The 17,299-nt window shown below is 64.2% G+C and carries 20 protein-coding genes and 1 pseudogene; 15 read left to right on the top strand and 6 right to left on the bottom strand.

All coding sequences use genetic code 11. The annotated features are described in order from the left end of the window. From MXAZACID_RS20465 to MXAZACID_RS04625, 7 genes and pseudogenes are all read left to right on the top strand, one after another. A pseudogene (locus MXAZACID_RS20465) lies at positions 1–163 on the top strand (YXWGXW repeat-containing protein); the annotation flags it as partial. A gap of 64 nt (positions 164–227) precedes the next feature. Next, positions 228–536: a hypothetical protein gene (locus MXAZACID_RS04650; protein WP_008492954.1), complete on the top strand. Its 309-nt coding sequence runs from the start codon at positions 228–230 to the stop codon at positions 534–536. A 129-nt stretch (positions 537–665) separates the two neighbouring features. Next, positions 666–1,307, top strand: a complete 642-nt coding sequence (locus MXAZACID_RS17665) for an NUDIX domain-containing protein (protein ID WP_008492953.1) — start codon at positions 666–668, stop codon at positions 1,305–1,307. Beyond that, positions 1,300–1,986 carry an NRDE family protein gene (locus tag MXAZACID_RS04640; protein WP_008492952.1) on the top strand — a complete coding sequence of 229 codons (687 nt, stop codon included), beginning with the start codon at positions 1,300–1,302 and terminating at the stop codon, positions 1,984–1,986. The genes MXAZACID_RS17665 and MXAZACID_RS04640 overlap by 8 nt, the downstream gene beginning before the upstream one ends. 80 nt (positions 1,987–2,066) lie before the next feature. Next, the gene (locus tag MXAZACID_RS04635; RefSeq protein WP_026438682.1) at positions 2,067–2,255 is read left to right on the top strand and encodes a DUF3311 domain-containing protein; all 189 of its coding nucleotides are present in this window, start codon (positions 2,067–2,069) and stop codon (positions 2,253–2,255) included. Then, entirely contained in the window at positions 2,252–3,769 is a 1,518-nt protein-coding gene (mctP, locus tag MXAZACID_RS04630; protein ID WP_008492950.1) for a monocarboxylate uptake permease MctP, read from the top strand. The genes MXAZACID_RS04635 and mctP overlap by 4 nt, the downstream gene beginning before the upstream one ends. A gap of 243 nt (positions 3,770–4,012) precedes the next feature. Beyond that, entirely contained in the window at positions 4,013–4,771 is a 759-nt protein-coding gene (locus MXAZACID_RS04625) for a MipA/OmpV family protein (protein ID WP_008492949.1), read from the top strand. Positions 4,772–4,894: 123 nt separating this feature from the next. Here the strand turns inward: MXAZACID_RS04625 and MXAZACID_RS04620 are convergent, their stop codons facing one another. The 3 genes from MXAZACID_RS04620 to MXAZACID_RS04610 all read right to left on the bottom strand — a co-directional run bounded on the left by MXAZACID_RS04620 (position 4,895) and on the right by MXAZACID_RS04610 (position 7,347). Next, positions 4,895–5,305 (bottom strand): hypothetical protein, encoded by a 411-nt coding sequence (locus MXAZACID_RS04620; RefSeq protein ID WP_008492948.1) that lies wholly within the window; start codon positions 5,303–5,305, stop codon positions 4,895–4,897. A gap of 90 nt (positions 5,306–5,395) precedes the next feature. After that, positions 5,396–6,151, bottom strand: coding sequence for a gamma-glutamyl-gamma-aminobutyrate hydrolase family protein (locus MXAZACID_RS04615; RefSeq protein WP_008492947.1), 756 nt, complete (start codon positions 6,149–6,151; stop codon positions 5,396–5,398). 5 nt (positions 6,152–6,156) lie between these two features. Next, on the bottom strand, positions 6,157–7,347 hold the full coding sequence (locus tag MXAZACID_RS04610; RefSeq protein ID WP_008492946.1) for a multidrug effflux MFS transporter: 1,191 nt from the start codon (positions 7,345–7,347) through the stop codon (positions 6,157–6,159). Between the two features lie 132 nt (positions 7,348–7,479). Between MXAZACID_RS04610 and hisB the strand changes: the two genes are divergently transcribed. From hisB to MXAZACID_RS04575, 7 genes are all read left to right on the top strand, one after another. Further along, positions 7,480–8,070: an imidazoleglycerol-phosphate dehydratase HisB gene (gene hisB, locus MXAZACID_RS04605; protein ID WP_008492945.1), complete on the top strand. Its 591-nt coding sequence runs from the start codon at positions 7,480–7,482 to the stop codon at positions 8,068–8,070. Then, positions 8,067–8,708: an imidazole glycerol phosphate synthase subunit HisH gene (hisH, locus tag MXAZACID_RS04600; RefSeq protein WP_008492944.1), complete on the top strand. Its 642-nt coding sequence runs from the start codon at positions 8,067–8,069 to the stop codon at positions 8,706–8,708. Before hisB ends, hisH begins: the two co-directional genes overlap by 4 nt. A 178-nt stretch (positions 8,709–8,886) precedes the next feature. Further along, on the top strand, positions 8,887–9,429 hold the full coding sequence (locus tag MXAZACID_RS04595; RefSeq protein ID WP_008492943.1) for a GNAT family N-acetyltransferase: 543 nt from the start codon (positions 8,887–8,889) through the stop codon (positions 9,427–9,429). Next, complete coding sequence (hisA, locus tag MXAZACID_RS04590; protein ID WP_008492942.1) at positions 9,426–10,157, top strand: 1-(5-phosphoribosyl)-5-[(5-phosphoribosylamino)methylideneamino]imidazole-4-carboxamide isomerase; 732 nt, start codon at positions 9,426–9,428, stop codon at positions 10,155–10,157. Before MXAZACID_RS04595 ends, hisA begins: the two co-directional genes overlap by 4 nt. Next, positions 10,151–10,918, top strand: a complete 768-nt coding sequence (gene hisF, locus MXAZACID_RS04585) for an imidazole glycerol phosphate synthase subunit HisF (protein WP_008492941.1) — start codon at positions 10,151–10,153, stop codon at positions 10,916–10,918. Before hisA ends, hisF begins: the two co-directional genes overlap by 7 nt. Before the next feature lie 30 nt (positions 10,919–10,948). Next, the gene (locus MXAZACID_RS04580) at positions 10,949–11,401 is read left to right on the top strand and encodes a phosphoribosyl-ATP diphosphatase (RefSeq protein WP_008492940.1); all 453 of its coding nucleotides are present in this window, start codon (positions 10,949–10,951) and stop codon (positions 11,399–11,401) included. A 10-nt stretch (positions 11,402–11,411) separates the two neighbouring features. Further along, positions 11,412–11,777, top strand: coding sequence for a histidine triad nucleotide-binding protein (locus MXAZACID_RS04575; RefSeq protein WP_008492939.1), 366 nt, complete (start codon positions 11,412–11,414; stop codon positions 11,775–11,777). Positions 11,778–11,914: 137 nt separating this feature from the next. Here the strand turns inward: MXAZACID_RS04575 and MXAZACID_RS04570 are convergent, their stop codons facing one another. Continuing rightward, positions 11,915–13,132 carry a polyhydroxyalkanoate depolymerase gene (locus tag MXAZACID_RS04570; protein WP_008492938.1) on the bottom strand — a complete coding sequence of 406 codons (1,218 nt, stop codon included), beginning with the start codon at positions 13,130–13,132 and terminating at the stop codon, positions 11,915–11,917. 130 nt (positions 13,133–13,262) lie between these two features. Between MXAZACID_RS04570 and MXAZACID_RS04565 the strand changes: the two genes are divergently transcribed. Then, complete coding sequence (locus MXAZACID_RS04565) at positions 13,263–13,919, top strand: glutathione S-transferase (RefSeq protein WP_008492937.1); 657 nt, start codon at positions 13,263–13,265, stop codon at positions 13,917–13,919. A 122-nt stretch (positions 13,920–14,041) separates the two neighbouring features. On the opposite strand, the gene MXAZACID_RS04560 is transcribed toward MXAZACID_RS04565, so the two are convergent. Together MXAZACID_RS04560 and MXAZACID_RS04555 are read right to left on the bottom strand one after the other, a co-directional pair. Beyond that, positions 14,042–14,479 carry a cupin domain-containing protein gene (locus tag MXAZACID_RS04560; protein WP_008492936.1) on the bottom strand — a complete coding sequence of 146 codons (438 nt, stop codon included), beginning with the start codon at positions 14,477–14,479 and terminating at the stop codon, positions 14,042–14,044. 235 nt (positions 14,480–14,714) lie between these two features. Continuing rightward, complete coding sequence (locus MXAZACID_RS04555) at positions 14,715–17,126, bottom strand: DNA translocase FtsK (protein ID WP_008492935.1); 2,412 nt, start codon at positions 17,124–17,126, stop codon at positions 14,715–14,717. Positions 17,127–17,299: the final 173 nt, after the last annotated feature.

Genomic DNA, 17,299 nt, shown 5'->3' with positions numbered 1-17,299 from the left:
CGCCTATGTCTGGCAGCCGGGCCACTGGCATTGGAATGGGGTGCGCTATGTCTGGGTGCGTGGCCATTATGTGGTGCGTCAGGCCGGCTGGCAGCATTGGGTGCATGGGCATTGGGCGCTGCGCGGCGGCGCCTGGGTGTGGGTGCCGGCGCATTGGAGCTGAGGCTCAACGCAGCCTTGCCGAAACAGGACTGGCGCGGGCGGGCTGAGTGCGGTTTAGGAGGCGCATGCGCTTGACCCTGCTCGCCCTTCTCGCCGCCGCCTTCATCGCTTTGGCTCTCGGGCTGGGCTTTGCCGGGATCGCGCCGATGGCGATGGATGGCAGCCCGTTCCGCACTTTGGCCGGCTCCTCGCTGCTCGGCCGGGGGACGCTGATGGCGATTCTGTTCGGGGGCAGCTTCGCGCTGCTGCCGCTGGGGCTGGTGGTGGCGGGCATTTTGGGCATGGCGCGCAATGCGCCGCCGCGCCCGCCCCGCGCCAAGCGCAGCCTGCGCCGGGCCAAGCAGGCCGAAGCCGAGCAGCTGCAGACGGTTTGACGGGCTGCGCCGGGCGTTCGGGTATCAAGCTTTTTGCTTGCGCCCCTAACTTTGTTTGGCGAGCAATTTCATTGGCTTAAATCGAGTATAGAGATTCGATTTAAACCAATATTGCTCTAAACTCCCGGCATGGATGAGCTTTTTCTGGACCATATGCTGGCCGATCCGCGCCTGCAGGCCGACATCATGGCGCGCTGTGCTGCCGGCCAGTTTCCCGATGAACCCAGCGCCATCGCCAATGATCTGGGGCTTTTGCGCCTGCCGGACGGGTCTGATGTGCGGGTCTGGCTGGTGCATGCCGCCGATGCGGTGCTGCTGGATGATTTAGGCCAGACGCTGCTTATCACGAGGCTGCATAACCCCGGACGTGGCAAACAGGCGCTGCCGGGCGGGCTGTTGGATGCGGCGCCGGGCGGGGTGGAGCGCTCCGAAATCGCAGCGCTACGAGAGGCGCGCGAGGAGACCGGGATCAGCGCCGCGCTGCTGGCGCGCGCGCTGGTGACGCAGCTGGGGGCGCGCCGGCATATACGCCCGTTCGATATCCGCCGCGCCTGGAACAACCTGCCCGGCACGCCGGTGCGCAAGAATGAGCTGTTCACTGTCTCCAGCCTCGCCTTTCGAGTGAAATTGCCGGGAGATTTGCGGGATATTCCCTTCAAGGCCGGGGACGACGCCACGGCGGTGAGCATTCTACCGGCCGCCGAGGTGAAGCCCGAAAATCTGGCGGTGCCGGACCATCTGGAGATGATCCGGGATGCGCTGAATGTGTAGCATCATCCTGCACCGGGACGCGGCGGGCATTTTCATTGCCGCCAACCGGGATGAGATGAAAAACCGGCCCTGGGACGCGCCGGCGGAATATTGGCCGGGCATTTGCGGCGGGCGGGACCGGCTGGGCGGCGGCAGCTGGGCGGCGCTGAACCGGGCCGGGGTGTTCGCCGCCCTGCTCAACCGGCACGGCACGCTGGGGCCGGCCCCGGGCAAGCGCAGCCGGGGGGAATTGCCGCTGCTGGCGCTGGCGCATGACAGCGCGGATAAGGCCGCCGCCGCATTGGCCGGGCAGGATGCCGAGGCCTATCGCAGCTTCAATCTGGTGATCGCCGATGCCAGCGCGGCCTATCTGCTGCGCGGGCTGGGGGATGGGCTGATCGACGCGCAGGCGCTCACCGCGCGCGTTACCATGATCACCTCCGGCGAGCCGAATGAGCGCGCACTGCCGCGCATCGCCCGGCATTTGCCGCGTTTCGAGGCGCAGCCTCGCGAAAACTGGAAAACCCTGCTGGCGGATGCCAGCGGCACGCGCGAGGAGCAGCTGAATATTCCCGCCCCCGCCGATGGCTTCGGCACGGTCTGCGCGCTGCTGGTGGATTTGCCGAAAACCGGCCCTGCGACACAATGTTTCGCCCCCGGCCCGCCGGACAGGACCGGCTTCAACCGCCTCGATTGGTAGGCCCTCCAAAAAAGCGCCGCGAAATCTTGCAAAATCTTTCCCGCCGGATCATTGGCATAAACAACGTTCTGGGGGGTCTAATGATCAGATTATTGTTTTTCGTGATCATCTTTGTGATCGCGCTTTGGGTGCCGCTTTATAACAAGGTCGACCCGACGCTGTTCGGCTTTCCGTTCTTCTATTGGTTCCAGATGCTGGTGGTGATCGCCGCCTCGGTGATGATCTGGATCGTCTATAAGGTTGAAGACAAGGAAGGCGCCGACAAATGAATCATATCGTCGCGATCACGGTGTTCGTGGTCCTCATCGTCGCCGTCATCATCATGGGCTTCATGGCCGGGCGCTGGAAGGGCGGCAATCTCGACCATATCGAGGAATGGGGCCTGGGCGGGCGGCGCTTCGGCACGCTGATTTCCTGGTTCCTGATCGGGGGCGATGCCTATACCGCCTATACCTTCATCGCCATTCCGGCCTTGATCTACGGGGCCGGGGCGCTGGGCTTCTTCGCCGTGCCTTATACGGTGGTGTGCTACCCGATTCTTTATATGGTGTTTCCCAAGCTCTGGAAGGTGGCGCATAAATACGGCTACATCACTGGGCCGGAATTCGTGCGCGGACGCTATGGCAATCGCTGGCTGGCGCTGGCCGTGGGCGTGACCGGCATTGCCGCCACCATGCCGTATATCGCGCTGCAGCTGGTCGGCATGCAGGTGATCATCGGCGCGCTTGGCATTCCAGGCCACCTGCCGCTGATCGCCGCCTTCGTGGTGCTGGCCGCCTTCACCTGGACCTCGGGCCTGCGCGCCCCTGCGATGATCTCCATCGTCAAGGATCTGCTGATCTATCTGACCGTGATCGTCGCCATCATCGCGATTCCGATGTCGCTCGGCGGGTTCGGCAATATCTTCGCCAAGGTGAATCCGGCGAAGCTGATCCTGGCCGCTCCGCCGGCGCACAGCCTGGGCAGCTATGGCGGCTATGCGACGCTGGCTCTGGGCTCGGCGATGGCGCTGTTCCTGTATCCGCACACCACCACCGGCATTCTCTCCTCCGCCGGGCCGCGTGTGCTGCGCCGCAATGCCGCTTTGCTGCCGGCCTACACCATCCTGCTGAGCCTGCTGGCGATGCTGGGCTTCATGGCGGTGGCCACCGGCGTGGACAAGATGCCGCAATTCGCTGCCGGCTTTGCCCATTTCAAGGCGAGCTTCGCGGTGCCGGCCTTGTTCATGTATGAGTTTCCGGACTGGTTCGTCGGTGTGGGCTTCGCGGCCATCGCCATCGGCGCGCTGGTGCCCGCCGCGATCATGGCGATCGCCTCGGCCAACATCTTCACCCGCGACATCTACGAGCCCTTCATCAGCCGCTCCAAAGGCAGTGCGGAGACGCTGGTGGCGAAGATCTTCGCGATGGTGATGGTGGTCGGCGCGTTGTTCTTCATCGTCGCCATCCCCACCCAGTTCGCGGTGCAGCTGCAGCTGCTCGGCGGCATGTGGGTGATCCAGACCTTCCCGGCCATCGTCTTCTCGGTGTTCACCCGGTTCTTCAATGGCTGGGCGCTGCTGATTGGCTGGGCGGTGGGCATCGTCACCGCCACCTGGCTGGTGGCGCATAATAATTTCGGCGGCGTCTGGGCGTTCCATGTCGCGGGCTACACCTTGCCCGCCTACATCGCCTTCGCCACCGTGATTCTGAATGCGCTCATCGCTTATGTGCTCAGCTTCCCGCTGAACGCCATGGCGAATGACCGGCATAAAGACGAGACCGAGGCGGCGGATTACGCCTGAGCGTGAGGCGGCAAGGCGGCCCCTTCGCCGCCTTGCCGTCATTTCATCAAACCGCAGGGCAAAAATGGCCATAATTGCCGCCTGCCCTGCTGCGCTGAAGCGGCAAGTTCGTCATACTGCCTCATCAAACAACGACGGGATGGGGTTTTGATGGCGTGGCGTGAGATGATCTGCGGTGTTGGCGCGATAGGCACATTTAGCCTTGCTGGACTGCACCCGGCCGCCGCGCAGAGCGCGTCCGCCATGGCCGAATGGCAATATTCATCGGGCGTTCAGCTGCAACGGCTGTTCGAGCCGAAAGTCCCGACCTGGGAGGTCGAGGTGGGGGCCGGTGCCCAGTTCGGGCCGGCGGCCGATGGTCTGCGCCGCTATACCGTGCAGGGCGGCCCGGCGATCGATATCCGTTATAAGGACATCGCTTTCCTCTCCACCGGCGAGGGGTTGGGTGTGAATCTGTTCAGCTTCCGGCATATTTCGGTGGGCACGGCGCTGACCTATGATCTCGGCCGCTCGCCGCATGTGGATGGGCGGGATTTGAACGGGCTGGGCACCATCCATATGGCCCCCGAAGTGAAGCTGTTCGCCACCACCGTGCTCTCCAAGAGCTTTCCGCTGACGCTGCGGGTGGATGTGCGCAAGCAGCTGGGCGCCTCCTTCGGCTATGTCGGGGATATCGGCGCCTATATGCCGATGCCGGGCAGCTCGCGGAAATTCGCCTGGTTCATGGGGCCGAGCGTGACGCTGGCGGATACGCGCTACATGACCACCTATTTCGGTGTCAGCCACACCCAGGCGGCGAGCACGCGCTATCATTTCTTCAAGGCGCATGGCGGGGTTGAACAGGCCGGGATCGGCATTTCGGCGACTTATTTCGTGACGCCGCATGTGCTGGTGGATCTGAGCGGCGGCTATCAGCGGCTGATGGGCGACGCCGCGGACAGCCCGATCACGCAGACGCCGAATGACGAGAGCGTCTCGCTGGCGGTGATGTATAAGTTCTAAAAGTTTTTCGGGGTGTGGGGACTTTTTACAAAAAGTCCCCACGAACGGCATGGGGCTGGCAACGCCGTGCCAACACCCCGAAGGTTTTTCGCAGCTTTTTGAAAAAAGCTGCACCAAAAACTTTTAGAAAATCTTGTTGATGATATCTTCGCCGATGCCAAAGCCCGCGCCCATTTCCAGGGCGCGGCCGAAGCCGGAATTCAGGAAGCCGCCAAGAATGCCGCCGCTCTGCTGCGGCTGCGCATAGCCCTGTTGCGGATAACCTTGTTGCGGATAGGCTGGCTGGCCATAGCCCTGCTGCGCCTGGTTGGCGACAAAGCCGTGCAGCGCCTGCAGCAGATTGGCGACCTGATTCTGCTCCGCCTGGATGGCCAGCGCGATGCTCTTCAGGTCCAGGAACCATTCACGGGCATTCTGGTCGCCCGCATTGGCGGCATTTTGCAGTTTGCCCGCCAAATTCTGCAGCTCCATCACGGTCTGGCGCGCCTGGTTCTGCAACTGGTCGTATTGGTTGTCGATGGTTTGGATGTCCATGTGACCCTCCTTGATACCGACGATGATATAATCCGATTGAGGCGGCTTTATAGCCACCTCCGGCCCGGATGGCCCTATTGTTGCACTAAATTACGCGGCGCGCCGGGCTGAGCGCTGCGCCGCATAGGCCTGGCAGGCGGCGCCGAAGGCCTGGAACAAAGCCAGACGGTCGGGGAAATGCGTCACCTCCCATTCCGGATGCCATTGCACCGCCAGGGCGAAGGCTTTCGCCGCTTCCACCCGCACCGCCTCGATGGTGCCATCGGGCGCCGTGGCTTCCACCACCAGCCCGGGGGCGAGCTGGTCGATCGCCTGGCCATGCAGGGAGTTCACTTGGATGGAGGTGGCGCCGGAAATCCGCGCCAGCTCGCCGGAGAGCGCGACCTCGTGCTGCAGGCGGAAGCGGAACTCGTTATCGCCCTCGCCGGAGCGGTGGTCGGCGCGGCCGGGCACCTTGTGCACCTCCTGGAACAGCGTGCCGCCGAGGGCGACATTCAGCTCCTGCATGCCGCGGCAGATGCCCAGGATGGGGATGCCACGCTCGATCGCGGCGCGGATCAGCGGCAGGGTGGTGGCGTCGCGCTCGGGGTCATGCGCGTCCGGCGTGGCGTCGTAATCGGCGCCGTAGCGCGTCGGCATCACATTGGAGGGGGAGCCGTTGAACATGATTCCGTCCACCCGGTCCAAAAGCGGCAGCATCGCCTCACCCTCGGGCGGGATCAGCACCGGGATGGCGCCGGCGCCGTCCAGCAGCGCCTGGCCGTAGCGCGCCGGGGTGGCGTGCTGGATATAGCCGTTGATCAGTTTCGTGCAGGCCGGGATGCCGACCAGAATCGATGTTTGCATATCAATCACTCCGCTGCACCGAAACTTAAACGCGGCCGCTTGGTGGCGGCAAGCGCGGCGATTGCAGCGCAGCCGAGCATCACCAGCGCCATCGGCCGGGCGGTGCCGTCCGCCAGCACGCCCACCCCCAGCCCCGCCACCGCGCCGCCGGCATATTGCAGCGTGCCGAGCAAGGCCGCGGCCGAGCCGGCATGGTTCTGGTGCCGGGTGAGCGCGCCGACCATGCAGCAGGGCAGCAGCAGGCCAAACGCCCCCTCGGTGAGCAGCAGCCCGCCGGCCAAGGGCAGCCCGCCAAAGGGCAACATCGAAAGCAGCACCAGCAGCAGCGTGCAGACGAGCTGCCAGATGGTCATCACCGTGATCACCGGGGCGATGCCGAATCGGGCCGCCAGGATCGGGTTGAGCTGGCTATAGCCGATATAAGCCAGGGAATTGACCCCGAAGAGCAGCGCGTAACCGGTGCTCGACCAGTGGAAGCTTTCCTCGAAGATCTGCGGGGTGCCGCTGAGATAAGCGAACAGACAGGCGGCGACGCAGGCATTGATGATGGCATGGGTGAGAAAGCCGCGCTCGCGGAAGATCTCGACATAGCGCACCAGCACCGCGCCGACGCCAAGGCGCGAGCGGCGGGCCGGCGGCAGCGTATCCGGGATCAGCCACCAGGCGCAAAGCAGCGCGACGACGCCGTAGGCGGTGCAGAGCCCGAAGATGAAACGCCAGCTGGCGAACATGACACAGACGGCGCCGATCATCGGCGCGCAGATCGGCGCCAGCCCCATCGCCAGCATCAGCTTGGAGAGCATCTTCGCCGCCGCCGGACCATCCGCCAGGTCGCGCACCATGGCGCGCGGGATCACCAGCCCGGCGGAGGCGCCCAGCGCGGTGAGGAAGCGGAAGACCACCAGCGAGGGGGTGTTCCAGGCGATGACACAGCCGGCCGAGGCCAGAATGAACAGCACCAGCCCGCCCAGAAGCGGCCCGCGCCGGCCCAGGCGATCCGAGAGCGCGCCCTGCGTCATCTGGCCGACGGCCAGCCCCAGGAAATAGGCGGCCAGGGAATATTGCGGCGCCGCCTGGTCGTGCATGTCATGCGCCAGCTGCGGGAAGGCGGGCAGATACATGTCGGTGGAGACCGGGCCGATGGCGATGATCGCGCCCAGCAGGAACGGTAATTTTGGGGTGACGGCGCGGTTCATGGCCGATCCTGAGTAGAGAGATTACCGGCCCGGGAAAAGCGGCGGGACAGCATTGCTGTAATGTTTGCGCCGGGGCGTGCCATGCAATGATTCTGCCTTTTTCCGGCCACCGAACCGGTGTAGGTCAACGCCATGTCACGCATCAATTCTCTGAGCCGCAAGACCAACGAAACCGACATCGTCGTCACCGTCAATCTGGACGGCACCGGCAAGGCGGATGTCGATACCGGGGTTGGGTTTTTCGACCATATGCTGGAATCCTTCGCCCGACACGGGCTGATCGATATTTCCGTCATCGCCAAGGGCGATGTGCATATCGATTCGCACCATACGGTCGAGGATGTCGGCATCGTGCTGGGCCAGGCCATCGCCAACGCGCTGAGCGACAAGCGCGGCATCCAGCGCTTCGGCCAGGCCGCGGTGCCGATGGATGAGGCGCTGGTGGAGGCGGTGATCGACCTCTCCGGCCGCGCCTTCGTTGCCTGGAATGTGAATTTCGAGCGGCCGATGCTGGGCGAGATGGACACCCAGCTGGTGGAGGAATTCTTCCGCGCCTTCGCCGGGAACGGGTTTTTCAACCTGCATGTACGCCAGCTGGCCGGGCATAATGCCCATCACGTGGCCGAGGCCTGCTTCAAGGCGGTGGCCCGGGCGCTGCGCGCCGCGATCGCGCCGGAGCCGCGCATCGCCGGGCAGATCCCCTCGACCAAAGGCGCGCTGTGAGCCAGCGCGTCGCTGTTATCGATTATCAGAGCGGCAATCTGGCTTCGGCGGCGCGCGGGCTGGCCCTGGCGGCGACGCGGCAGGGGCTGGAGGTTGAGGTGTTCATCACCGCCGACCCGGATGAGCTGCGCCGGGCTGATCGGATCGTGCTGCCCGGCCAGGGCGCCTTTGCGGATTGCGCCAAGGGGCTGGAGAGCATCTCCGGGCTGAAGGCGGCGCTGGAGGAGCGGGTGGCGCAGGGCGCGCCGTTCCTGGGCATCTGCGTCGGCATGCAGCTGATGGCGCAGCGCGGGCTGGAATATGGCAGCACGCCGGGCTTTGGCTGGGTGCGGGGCGAGATCGCCAGGATGCAGGTGGGGGCTGAGCGCCTGCCGCATATGGGCTGGAACGAGCTGCGCTTCGAGCCCGGATCGCACAAGCTGCTGGACGGGCTGACGCCGGGCGACCATGCCTATTTCGTGCATTCCTACGCGCTGTCCGGCGGACGCCCGGACGAGATCCTGGCCACCACCGATTATGCCGGGGACGTGGTGGCGATGGTGGCCAGCGGCAACCGCGCCGGCACCCAGTTCCATGCCGAGAAAAGCCAGGAAGTCGGCCTGACCATCCTCGGCAATTTCCTCACCTGGACCCCGTAACCAAGAAACGCCCCCGGCGTTAAGTCGCAAAAGTTTTTGGAGGGCGAAGGCGCCCAAGGTTCCGGCTTTGCGAAGCAAAGTTGGAAAAGCGCCGCAGGGGTGGGAGCTTTTTCCAAAAAGCCCCCACGATGCCCCAGCCCCTCTTGATAACCCCGCCCGAACGCGCCAAGAGGCAGGCGTGAGTACGACCCTGCCCGCCCCCACCAGCATCACGGCCGAGCGGATCGAGGCCTTCACCGACGAGGCCGACATCCATGCCCTGGCGGAAGCCGCCACCGCGGCGGTGCTCGATGGCGGCGGCTTTGGCTGGGTGAAACCGCCCACCGCGGCCTCGGTGGTGCAATATTATCGCGGCGTGCCTTTGGTGCCGGAGCGCGAGCTGATCGTCGGGCGGATGGATGGTGTCATCTACGGTGCGGCGCAATTGCAGAAACCCTCCCGCAATAACGAGGCACAGAGCTTCGCGGTGCAGCTGATGCATCTCTTCGTCGCCCCTTATGCGCGCGGCCACGGGCTGGCGCGGATGATTCTGCGCAAGGCCGAGGAGCGGGCGCGCGCGCTCGGCTTTCACGTGATCAATCTGGATGTCCGGGCCAGCCAGACCAGCGCCATCGCGCTTTATGAGGCCGAGGGCTATCAGCTTTGGGGTACGCATCCGGTTTATGCGCGGGTCAAGGGCCAGATCATCCAGGGGCATTATTTCTACAAGGCGCTGAAATGACACTCACCCTCTATCCCGCCATCGACCTCAAGGACGGCAATTGCGTCCGGCTTCAGCGCGGCGAGATGGATCAGGCGACGGTGTTCGGGACCGATCCGGGGGCGCAGGCGGCGGCCTGGCAGGCGGCCGGGTTCGGCTGGGTGCATGTGGTGGACCTTAACGGCGCTTTTGCCGGCAAGACCGAGAACCGCGAAGCGGTGGAAAGCATTCTGAAATCCGTGTCCGTGCCGGTGCAATTGGGCGGGGGCTTGCGGGACATGGCCGGGATCGCGGCCTGGCTGGCGGCTGGCATCAGCCGCGTCATTCTCGGCTCGGCGGCGGCGAAGAACCCGGCTTTGGTGCGCGAGGCGGCGAAGGCCTTTCCGGGCCGGGTGGCGGTTGGGATCGACGCCAAGGGCGGCATGGTGGCGACCGAAGGCTGGGCCGAGACCTCCGACCTGCCGGCGACCCAGCTGGCCCAGCGTTTCGAGGATGCCGGCATTGCCGCCATCATCTATACTGACATCGCCCGCGACGGGATGAAGACCGGGCTGAACCTGGCTGAGACCATCGCGCTCGCCAAGGCGGTGAGCGTGCCGGTGATCGCCTCTGGCGGGGTGGCCTCGGTGGCCGATATCATCGCGTTGAAGGCCGCCGCCGCACAGCAGCCCAATCTGAACGGGTCCATTCTGGGCCGCGCCCTCTATGATGGCAGCCTGAGCCCGAAGGAGGCGCTGGCCGCATGCTGAAATTGCGCGTGATCCCCTGCCTGGACGTGAAGGACGGACGGGTGGTGAAGGGTGTGAATTTCGTCTCGCTGCGCGATGCCGGGGATCCGGTTGAGCAGGCAGCACTTTACGACAAGGCCGGCGCGGATGAGCTGACCTTTCTGGACATCACCGCCAGCTCCGATAATCGCGACACCATTCTGGATGTGGTGCATCGCACCGCTGAGAAGGTGTTTCTGCCGCTGACCGTGGGCGGGGGCATCCGCCAGGTGGCCGATATGCGCAGGCTGCTGCTGGCCGGGGCGGATAAATGCTCGGTCAATTCCGCCGCGATCTCGCGCCCCGAGCTGATCAACGAGGCGGCGGAGAAGTTCGGCAGCCAATGCGTGGTGGTGGCGATCGATGCGCGCCAGAGTGCTCCCGGCAAATGGGAGGTCTATTCCCATGGCGGGCGCAAAGCGACGGGGATCGACGTGCTGGACTGGGCCCGGCAGATGCAGGAGCGCGGGGCGGGTGAAATTTTATTGACATCGATGGACCGCGACGGCACCGGCATGGGGTTCGACCTGGAGCTGCTGAAAGCGGTATGCGGCGCGGTGAGGTTGCCGGTGGTGGCGTCCGGCGGCGTGGGCGAATTGCGGCATTTCGTCGAGGGCGCGCAGGCCGGGGCCACCGGGTTGCTGGCCGCCAGCGTGTTTCATTTCGGCCAGTTCACCGTGGCGCAGGTGAAAGAGGCGCTGGGGGCTGCCGGCTTGCCGGTGCGCCTGCCACGGGCAATATAGCGCTCGATCCCTAGGAGTCGCGTGCGAGTCATGGCCAAAAAGACCGAAAAAGCCCCCGTTGCCACCGCCAAGAAGAAGGCCGCACCGAAGCGCAAGGTGAGCGCCGTGCCGCCCCCTGCCCTGGCCGGCGCCGATGCGCGGGTGCTGGACCGGCTTTGGGGCACGGTGCTGAGCCGTGCCGATGCCAGCCCGAATGAAAGCCATTCCGCCCGCCTGCTTTCGCGCGGCACCGCCAAGGTGGCGCAGAAATTCGGCGAGGAAGCGGTGGAATGCGTGATCGAGGCGGTGGCGGGCAACCGCACCGCGCTGATCGGCGAGAGTGCCGATGTGCTCTATCATCTGATGGTGCTGTGGGTGGATGCGGGGCTGCGCCCGGAAGAGGTCTGGACCGAGCTGATGCGGCGCGAGGGCATGAGCGGCATCGCCGAGAAGGCCGCGCGCAAGCAGGCGCTACCTGGCTTTCCCACCAAGAAGATCCCGTAAGGAGGCCGGCATGGCGTATGATCCGAACAATATCTTCGCGAAAATCCTGCGCAAGGAGATCCCCGCCAAGGTGATCTATGAGGATGAGTTCGCGCTGGCTTTTCCGGATATCTCGCCGCAGGCGCCGACGCATGTGCTGGTGATCCCGAAGGGGGCTTATGTATCGGCGCTGGATTTCGGCGCCAGCGCCTCGGCGGAAGAGATTACCGGGTTTTACCGGGCGGTTTCGCATGTGGCGAAATTATGCGGGGTGGATGAGAGCGGGTTTCGCATCGTCTGCAATGCCGGGCCGGACAGCCAGCAGATGGTGCCGCATTTCCATGCGCATATTCTGGGCGGCCACGCGATGGGGCATCTGCTCGCGCCCAAGGATTAAGTTGCAAAAGTTTTTGGTGCCGCTTTTTTCAAAAAGCGGCGAAAAACGTTTGGGCGTATGCACCGCTGTCGTCACCACCCCGAGCGTTTCGTGGCCCTTTTTGAAAAAAGGGCCACACCCCAAAAACTTTTGCTCCTTCAGACCGAGAATTGAATGACTTCGCGGACCAGCGGGTAGATTTCGTTTTCCCAGCGCCGGCCGGAAAACACGCCGTAATGGCCGACGCCGGTTTGCACATAATGGCGCTTGAGCATCGGCTTCAGCGAACTGCACAGATCCAGCGCCGCCGCCGTCTGCCCCAAGCCGCAAATATCGTCCCGCTCGCCTTCCACCGTGAACAGGAAGGTTTTGCGAATTGCCGAAGGCTCCACCTTGCGGCCGCGATAGGTCAGCTCACCTGTGGCAAGCTGATGCTGCATGAAAATCTTATCGACGGTTTCAAGGAAAAACTCCGCCGGCAAATCCATCACCGCCAGATATTCATCATAGAAGCGCCGATGCGTGTCCGTGGCGTTCTCATCTTCCTTCACCAGATTGCCGTATTGGCGAATATGGGCGCTGATATGCTTGTCCATATTCATCGACACGAAGGCGGTGAGCTGCATGAAGCCAGGATAGACCCGCCTGCCCGCCCCGGCATAACGCCAGGGGACGATGCCGATCATCTTTTCCTCGAACCAGGACATCGGCTTGGTTTTCGCCAGCACATTCACCTTGGTCGGGTTGCGGCGGGTATCGATGGGGCCGGCCATCAGCGTCATCGAACGCGGTGTGGCGGGGTTATTATCCTGCGCCATCACCGAAACCGCCGCCAGCACCGCGACGGTGGGCTGGCAGACGCCGATGACATGGCTGCGCGGGCCCATTTTTTCGAGAAACTTGATCACATGCTCGACATAATCGTCGAAGCCGAAGCGCCCGGCGGACACCGGCACGTCACGCGCATTCGCCCAGTCCGTGACATAGACATCATGGTCGCGCAGCAGCACCTCGATCGTGTTGCGCAGCAGGGTGGCGAAATGGCCGGAAAGCGGGGCGACCACCAGCAATTTCGGCTGGGCACGGTCGCTGTCCTTCCTGAAATGCAGCAGATTGGCGAAGGGGGTGGAAAACACCACCTCCTCGCGCACCGCCACCGCGCTGTTGCCGACCTGCACCTCCTTGATGCCGTAATCGGGCCGCTGATGGGTGGTGCCGGAATAGCCGAAAACCTGCAGGGCTGCGTTAAAATGGCGCATCACCAGCCCGTACGGGCTGGCAGGCGTGAAGCTGCTCAGCCAGGAGCTGGTGCCACGCGCCAGCCGGCGAAGGGGATCGACAAGGTCAGACTGCGCCTGATAGATTTGATACAGCATTAAAAAACTAATCCCCAGCGCCTACGACTCTTACAAAAATGGGCACGCCCCGCGAAACCGACATAGCATTGTTGATGCTTTTGAGTTTTAGTAATCATGGTTTCATTTTGGGTAAAAGGAAAGGGTGAACATGACGGAAGCGACCCTGCTGATCAGCAGCAAGAATTATTCTTCCTGGTCGCTCCGGGGTTTTTTGCTCGCCAAGCTCTCCGGCCTTTCCTTCAAGGAGGAGCGGGTTTCGCCGGATGATCCGCGCGCCAAGGAGGAGCTGCTGATGCGCACCTCCTCGATTCTGGTGCCCTGCCTCATCCATGGCGAAATCAGCGTGTGGGACACCATCGCCATCGCTGAATATCTCAACGAAGCCTTCCCCGAGGCGAATATGCTGCCGCGCGATCCGGCGGCGCGGGCGCGCTGCCGCTCCATCTCGGGCGAGATGCATTCCGGTTTCGCGGCACTGCGCTCCTCGCTGCCGATGAATCTGCGCTTTCGCAAGCCGGGGTTCACCGTCTGGTCCTCCGCCCAGGCGGATATCGACCGGATTCTCTCCATTTGGCATGATTGCCTGACCACCTGGAAAGGCCCGTTCCTGTTCGGGCGTCAGCCGACGATTGCCGACTGCATGTACGCGCCGGTGGTGACGCGGTTTCTCTCCTACGATGTCACGGTCGGCTCGGTCTGCCAGGATTATTGTGACACCATCCTGAACTGGTCGCCGATGAAGGAATGGATCGCGGATGCGCGCGAGGAGCCGCAGGAGATCATCGAGCTGGATCTGGATTTCTGAGCGCGGCGCCGGCGTACCGCCAGCGCGCCCCGGCTGGGCGGCGTGATGGATCATGGCAAATTCAATAAGCCGCCTTTCTCGGGCAGAAAGGCGGCTTATTTGCGCCTAAAACCGGGCCAGCCTCACGCGGCGGGCCAGGGTGTGGGGTCGGGCACGGCGCAGGGGCCGGGGGCGTCCACCGTGCCGAAGGCGGCGGGCGAGGTGATTTCGAGATATTCCATGTCCGGCGAATAGTCGAAGAGATAATGGGTGATACCGGGCTGCTGGTGCACGCAATCCCCGGCTTCGACCAGATGTTCCTTGTCGCCATACATGAAGCGGGCCCAGCCCTTGGTCATGAAGACGATGTGGAAATCCGCGACATGCTGGTGCCAGCCAGTGCCGGCCTCGGGCGGGAAGTCCGGGTTGGCTTTGACCAGCTGGGCGATGACGCGCCCGCCGGTGGCGGCGTCCACCCCGAGATCCTTGTAGAGGAAGAAGCTGCGCAGACCGTCGGCGCGCCAGGGTGTGTCGGCGGGTTTGACGTGGGAGAAGAGATTCACAATCGCTTTATCGAGCATGAGCGGCTTCCTTCTCAGGGCGGAATTGAACGTTCAGCCTGCCACAAAGCATGCGCGGACCGCCAGAATTATTTTGCGGTGCAGCAAAAACGCAGAAAAATGAATAATTTACAAAAGTTTTTGGGGTGTGGCCGTTTTTTCGAAAAGGGCCACAAAGCGTTTGGGGAGGTGACGACGACGCCGTCACCCCCCAAACCTCTTCGCCGCTTTTTGAAAAAAGCGGCACCAAAAACTTTTAATCCTCATCCCGTTCCGGGCGCACCAGCACCTCGCGCTTGCCGACATGGTTGGCGGGTGAGACCACCCCTTCCTTTTCCATCTGCTCGATCAGCTTGGCGGCGCGGTTATAGCCAATGGTCAAGCAGCGTTGCAGATAGGAGGTGCTGGCCTTGCGGTCCCGCGCCACGATGGCCACGGCCTGGTCGTAAAGCGCGTTCTCGCCGGTGGTGTTGCCGCCGATAGCCCCGCCACCGCCGGCCGGGGCTTCCTCGTCCTCGCCGGGCTCGGTCACCTCATCCAGATAATTCGGCTCGCCCTGCTCGCGCAGATATTCCACCACCGCCTCCACCTCCTGGTCCGAGACGAAGGGGCCGTGCACGCGGGTGATGCGCCCGCCGCCGGCCATGTAGAGCAGATCGCCCTGGCCCAGCAGCTGCTCCGCCCCCTGCTCGCCCAGAATGGTGCGGCTGTCGAATTTCGAGATCACCTGGAAGGAGATACGGGTGGGGAAATTGGCCTTGATGGTGCCGGTGATCACGTCCACCGAGGGGCGCTGGGTGGCCATGATCACGTGGATGCCGGCGGCGCGCGCCTTCTGCGCCAGGCGTTGTACGCAGATTTCGATCTCCTTGCCGGCGACCATCATCAGATCCGCCATTTCGTCGATGAAGACGACGATGAAGGGCAGCGGCTCCAGCGCCAGCGGCTGTTCCTCGAACACCGGCTTGCCGGTTTCGGAGTCAAAGCCCGTCTGCACCCGGCGGGTGACGACCTCGCCGCGGCCGCGGGCCTCGTTCACCCGGTCATTATAGCCGCTGATATTGCGCACCGCGAGCTGGCTCATGGCGCGGTAGCGGCGGTCCATCTCGCGCACCACCCATTTCAGCGCCGCCACCGCCTTGGGCGGCTCCGTCACCACCGGGGTGAGCAGATGCGGGATGCCGTCATAGACCGACAATTCCAAAATCTTCGGGTCGATCATGATCAGCCGGCATTGCTCGGGCGAGAGCTTGAACAGCAGGCTCATGATCATCGCATTGACGCCGACGGATTTGCCCGAGCCGGTGGTGCCGGCGATCAGCAGATGCGGCATCCGGGCGAGATCGGCGATGATCGGGGCGCCGGAGATGTCCTTGCCCAGCGCCAGGGAGAGCGCGCCGTTCTGCCGGCCCCAATCGGCGGCCCCCAGCAGCTCGGAGAGGAACACCGTCTCGCGCTTGGCGTTCGGCACCTCGATGCCGATGACATTGCGCCCGGCGACGACGGCGATGCGCACGGACATCACCGAGAGCGAGCGGGCGATATCTTCCGAGAGGCCGATGACGCGGGCGGAGCGGATGCCCGGGGCGGGTTCCAGCTCATAGAGCGTGACCACCGGGCCGGGACGGATTTCGACGATTTTGCCCTGCACGCCGTAATCCTGCAGCACCGTCTCCAGCAGGCGGGCATTGTTCTGCAGCGCCTCCTCGGAGGGGCCGCTATTGCCGCGGGCCGGAGCGGCGCGCAGCAGATCGAGCGCCGGCGGCTCCCAGCCCAGCTCCTCCAGCGGCAAACGCTGCTGCTGCGGCGGCGCGGCACGGGTGGTGGCGACGGCCTTTACGTTCGGCTTGGCGCGCATCGGCAAGGCCGGTTCGCTGCGTGGGGCGGGCAGCGCCTCGTCCTCGTCATCCTCCGGGGCGCCCAGCGAGGGGACCCAGGCGCGGGAGGGTTCGGTGGCCTCCGCCGCGCCGCCGGAGGCGGTCTGCAGCAAGGGCGAGAGCCAGGAGGAGACGACGGCGGCGCTCTTGCGGCTATGGCTGGCGGCCCCCGAGGCGGCCTGCACCGCCCGCCTGCCGCCGGAGCGCCATTCGCCAGGGGTGAAGCCGAGCGCGAAGCCGAAACTGCCGAGGGCCAGGAGCATTGTGAGGATCATCACCAACCCGCCGCCCAGCTTGCCGAGCACGGAATGGCCCAGCGCGGTGACCATATGCGCCAGCACCTGCCCGGCGGCACCGCCCAGCCCGGCCGGCACCGGCCAGCCGAGCCGCCCGCCCGGGATGATCTGAAACGCCATCGCCAGCGCCATGGCGGCGAGCGGCATGGCGGCGCAGGCGAGGATGATGCGTGTCTTGGAATGGCCCACCTGGCCGCGAATACCCATGCGATAAGCCCAGGCCAGCAGCACCGCCACGGGGATGAAGGCGGCGATGCCGAAGCCTTGCAACATCAGATCCGCGATATCGGCGCCGGTGGTGCCGGCGAGGTTGTGGGCCGGGGTGGCGCTGATCGTGTCGAAAGAGGGATCGGCCGGGTTGTAGGAGGCGAGCGCCAGGCCGAGGGTGAGCGCGACCAGCGCGATAATGATGGCGCCAAGCTCGCCTGTCCGGCGCCTGAGCTGGGCGCGGATGGACGGAGATATGAAACGACGCGCACCCAGATCAACAGCCATGGCGTAAGTTATAGATGCCAGCGTTTGATTTTCAAAGTTTTTAAGAATGCTGCGGAGCAGCATAAAAGAGGAGCAAAAGTTTTTGAGGGTGTGGGAACTTTTTTCAAAAAGTTCCCACGAAGGTCTGGGGTGGTGGTACCGGCGTTGCCACCACCCCCGAACGTTTCGTGGCC

Origin of the sequence: Acidocella sp. MX-AZ02, assembly GCF_000306035.1 — a bacterium.
In the GTDB taxonomy this organism is placed as follows: domain Bacteria; phylum Pseudomonadota; class Alphaproteobacteria; order Acetobacterales; family Acetobacteraceae; genus Acidocella; species Acidocella facilis.
This window is presented reverse-complemented; position numbering and strand designations above follow the sequence as displayed.

Bases quoted from the DNA above. Each gene is read 5' to 3' on its own strand.
- MXAZACID_RS04570 (WP_008492938.1), bottom strand. From the start codon at position 13,132: ATGCTGTATCAAATCTATCAGGCGCAGTCTGACCTTGTCGATCCCCTT.
- MXAZACID_RS04580 (WP_008492940.1), top strand. From the start codon at position 10,949: ATGGCCAAAAAGACCGAAAAAGCCCCCGTTGCCACCGCCAAGAAGAAG.
- MXAZACID_RS04650 (WP_008492954.1), top strand. From the start codon at position 228: ATGCGCTTGACCCTGCTCGCCCTTCTCGCCGCCGCCTTCATCGCTTTG.
- hisB (WP_008492945.1), top strand. From the start codon at position 7,480: ATGTCACGCATCAATTCTCTGAGCCGCAAGACCAACGAAACCGACATC.
- mctP (WP_008492950.1), top strand. From the start codon at position 2,252: ATGAATCATATCGTCGCGATCACGGTGTTCGTGGTCCTCATCGTCGCC.
- MXAZACID_RS04565 (WP_008492937.1), top strand. From the start codon at position 13,263: ATGACGGAAGCGACCCTGCTGATCAGCAGCAAGAATTATTCTTCCTGG.
- MXAZACID_RS04575 (WP_008492939.1), top strand. From the start codon at position 11,412: ATGGCGTATGATCCGAACAATATCTTCGCGAAAATCCTGCGCAAGGAG.
- MXAZACID_RS04620 (WP_008492948.1), bottom strand. From the start codon at position 5,305: ATGGACATCCAAACCATCGACAACCAATACGACCAGTTGCAGAACCAG.
- hisA (WP_008492942.1), top strand. From the start codon at position 9,426: ATGACACTCACCCTCTATCCCGCCATCGACCTCAAGGACGGCAATTGC.
- MXAZACID_RS17665 (WP_008492953.1), top strand. From the start codon at position 666: ATGGATGAGCTTTTTCTGGACCATATGCTGGCCGATCCGCGCCTGCAG.
- MXAZACID_RS04615 (WP_008492947.1), bottom strand. From the start codon at position 6,151: ATGCAAACATCGATTCTGGTCGGCATCCCGGCCTGCACGAAACTGATC.
- hisF (WP_008492941.1), top strand. From the start codon at position 10,151: ATGCTGAAATTGCGCGTGATCCCCTGCCTGGACGTGAAGGACGGACGG.
- MXAZACID_RS04625 (WP_008492949.1), top strand. From the start codon at position 4,013: ATGGCCGAATGGCAATATTCATCGGGCGTTCAGCTGCAACGGCTGTTC.
- MXAZACID_RS04560 (WP_008492936.1), bottom strand. From the start codon at position 14,479: ATGCTCGATAAAGCGATTGTGAATCTCTTCTCCCACGTCAAACCCGCC.
- MXAZACID_RS04610 (WP_008492946.1), bottom strand. From the start codon at position 7,347: ATGAACCGCGCCGTCACCCCAAAATTACCGTTCCTGCTGGGCGCGATC.
- MXAZACID_RS04635 (WP_026438682.1), top strand. From the start codon at position 2,067: ATGATCAGATTATTGTTTTTCGTGATCATCTTTGTGATCGCGCTTTGG.
- MXAZACID_RS04555 (WP_008492935.1), bottom strand. From the start codon at position 17,126: ATGGCTGTTGATCTGGGTGCGCGTCGTTTCATATCTCCGTCCATCCGC.
- MXAZACID_RS04640 (WP_008492952.1), top strand. From the start codon at position 1,300: ATGTGTAGCATCATCCTGCACCGGGACGCGGCGGGCATTTTCATTGCC.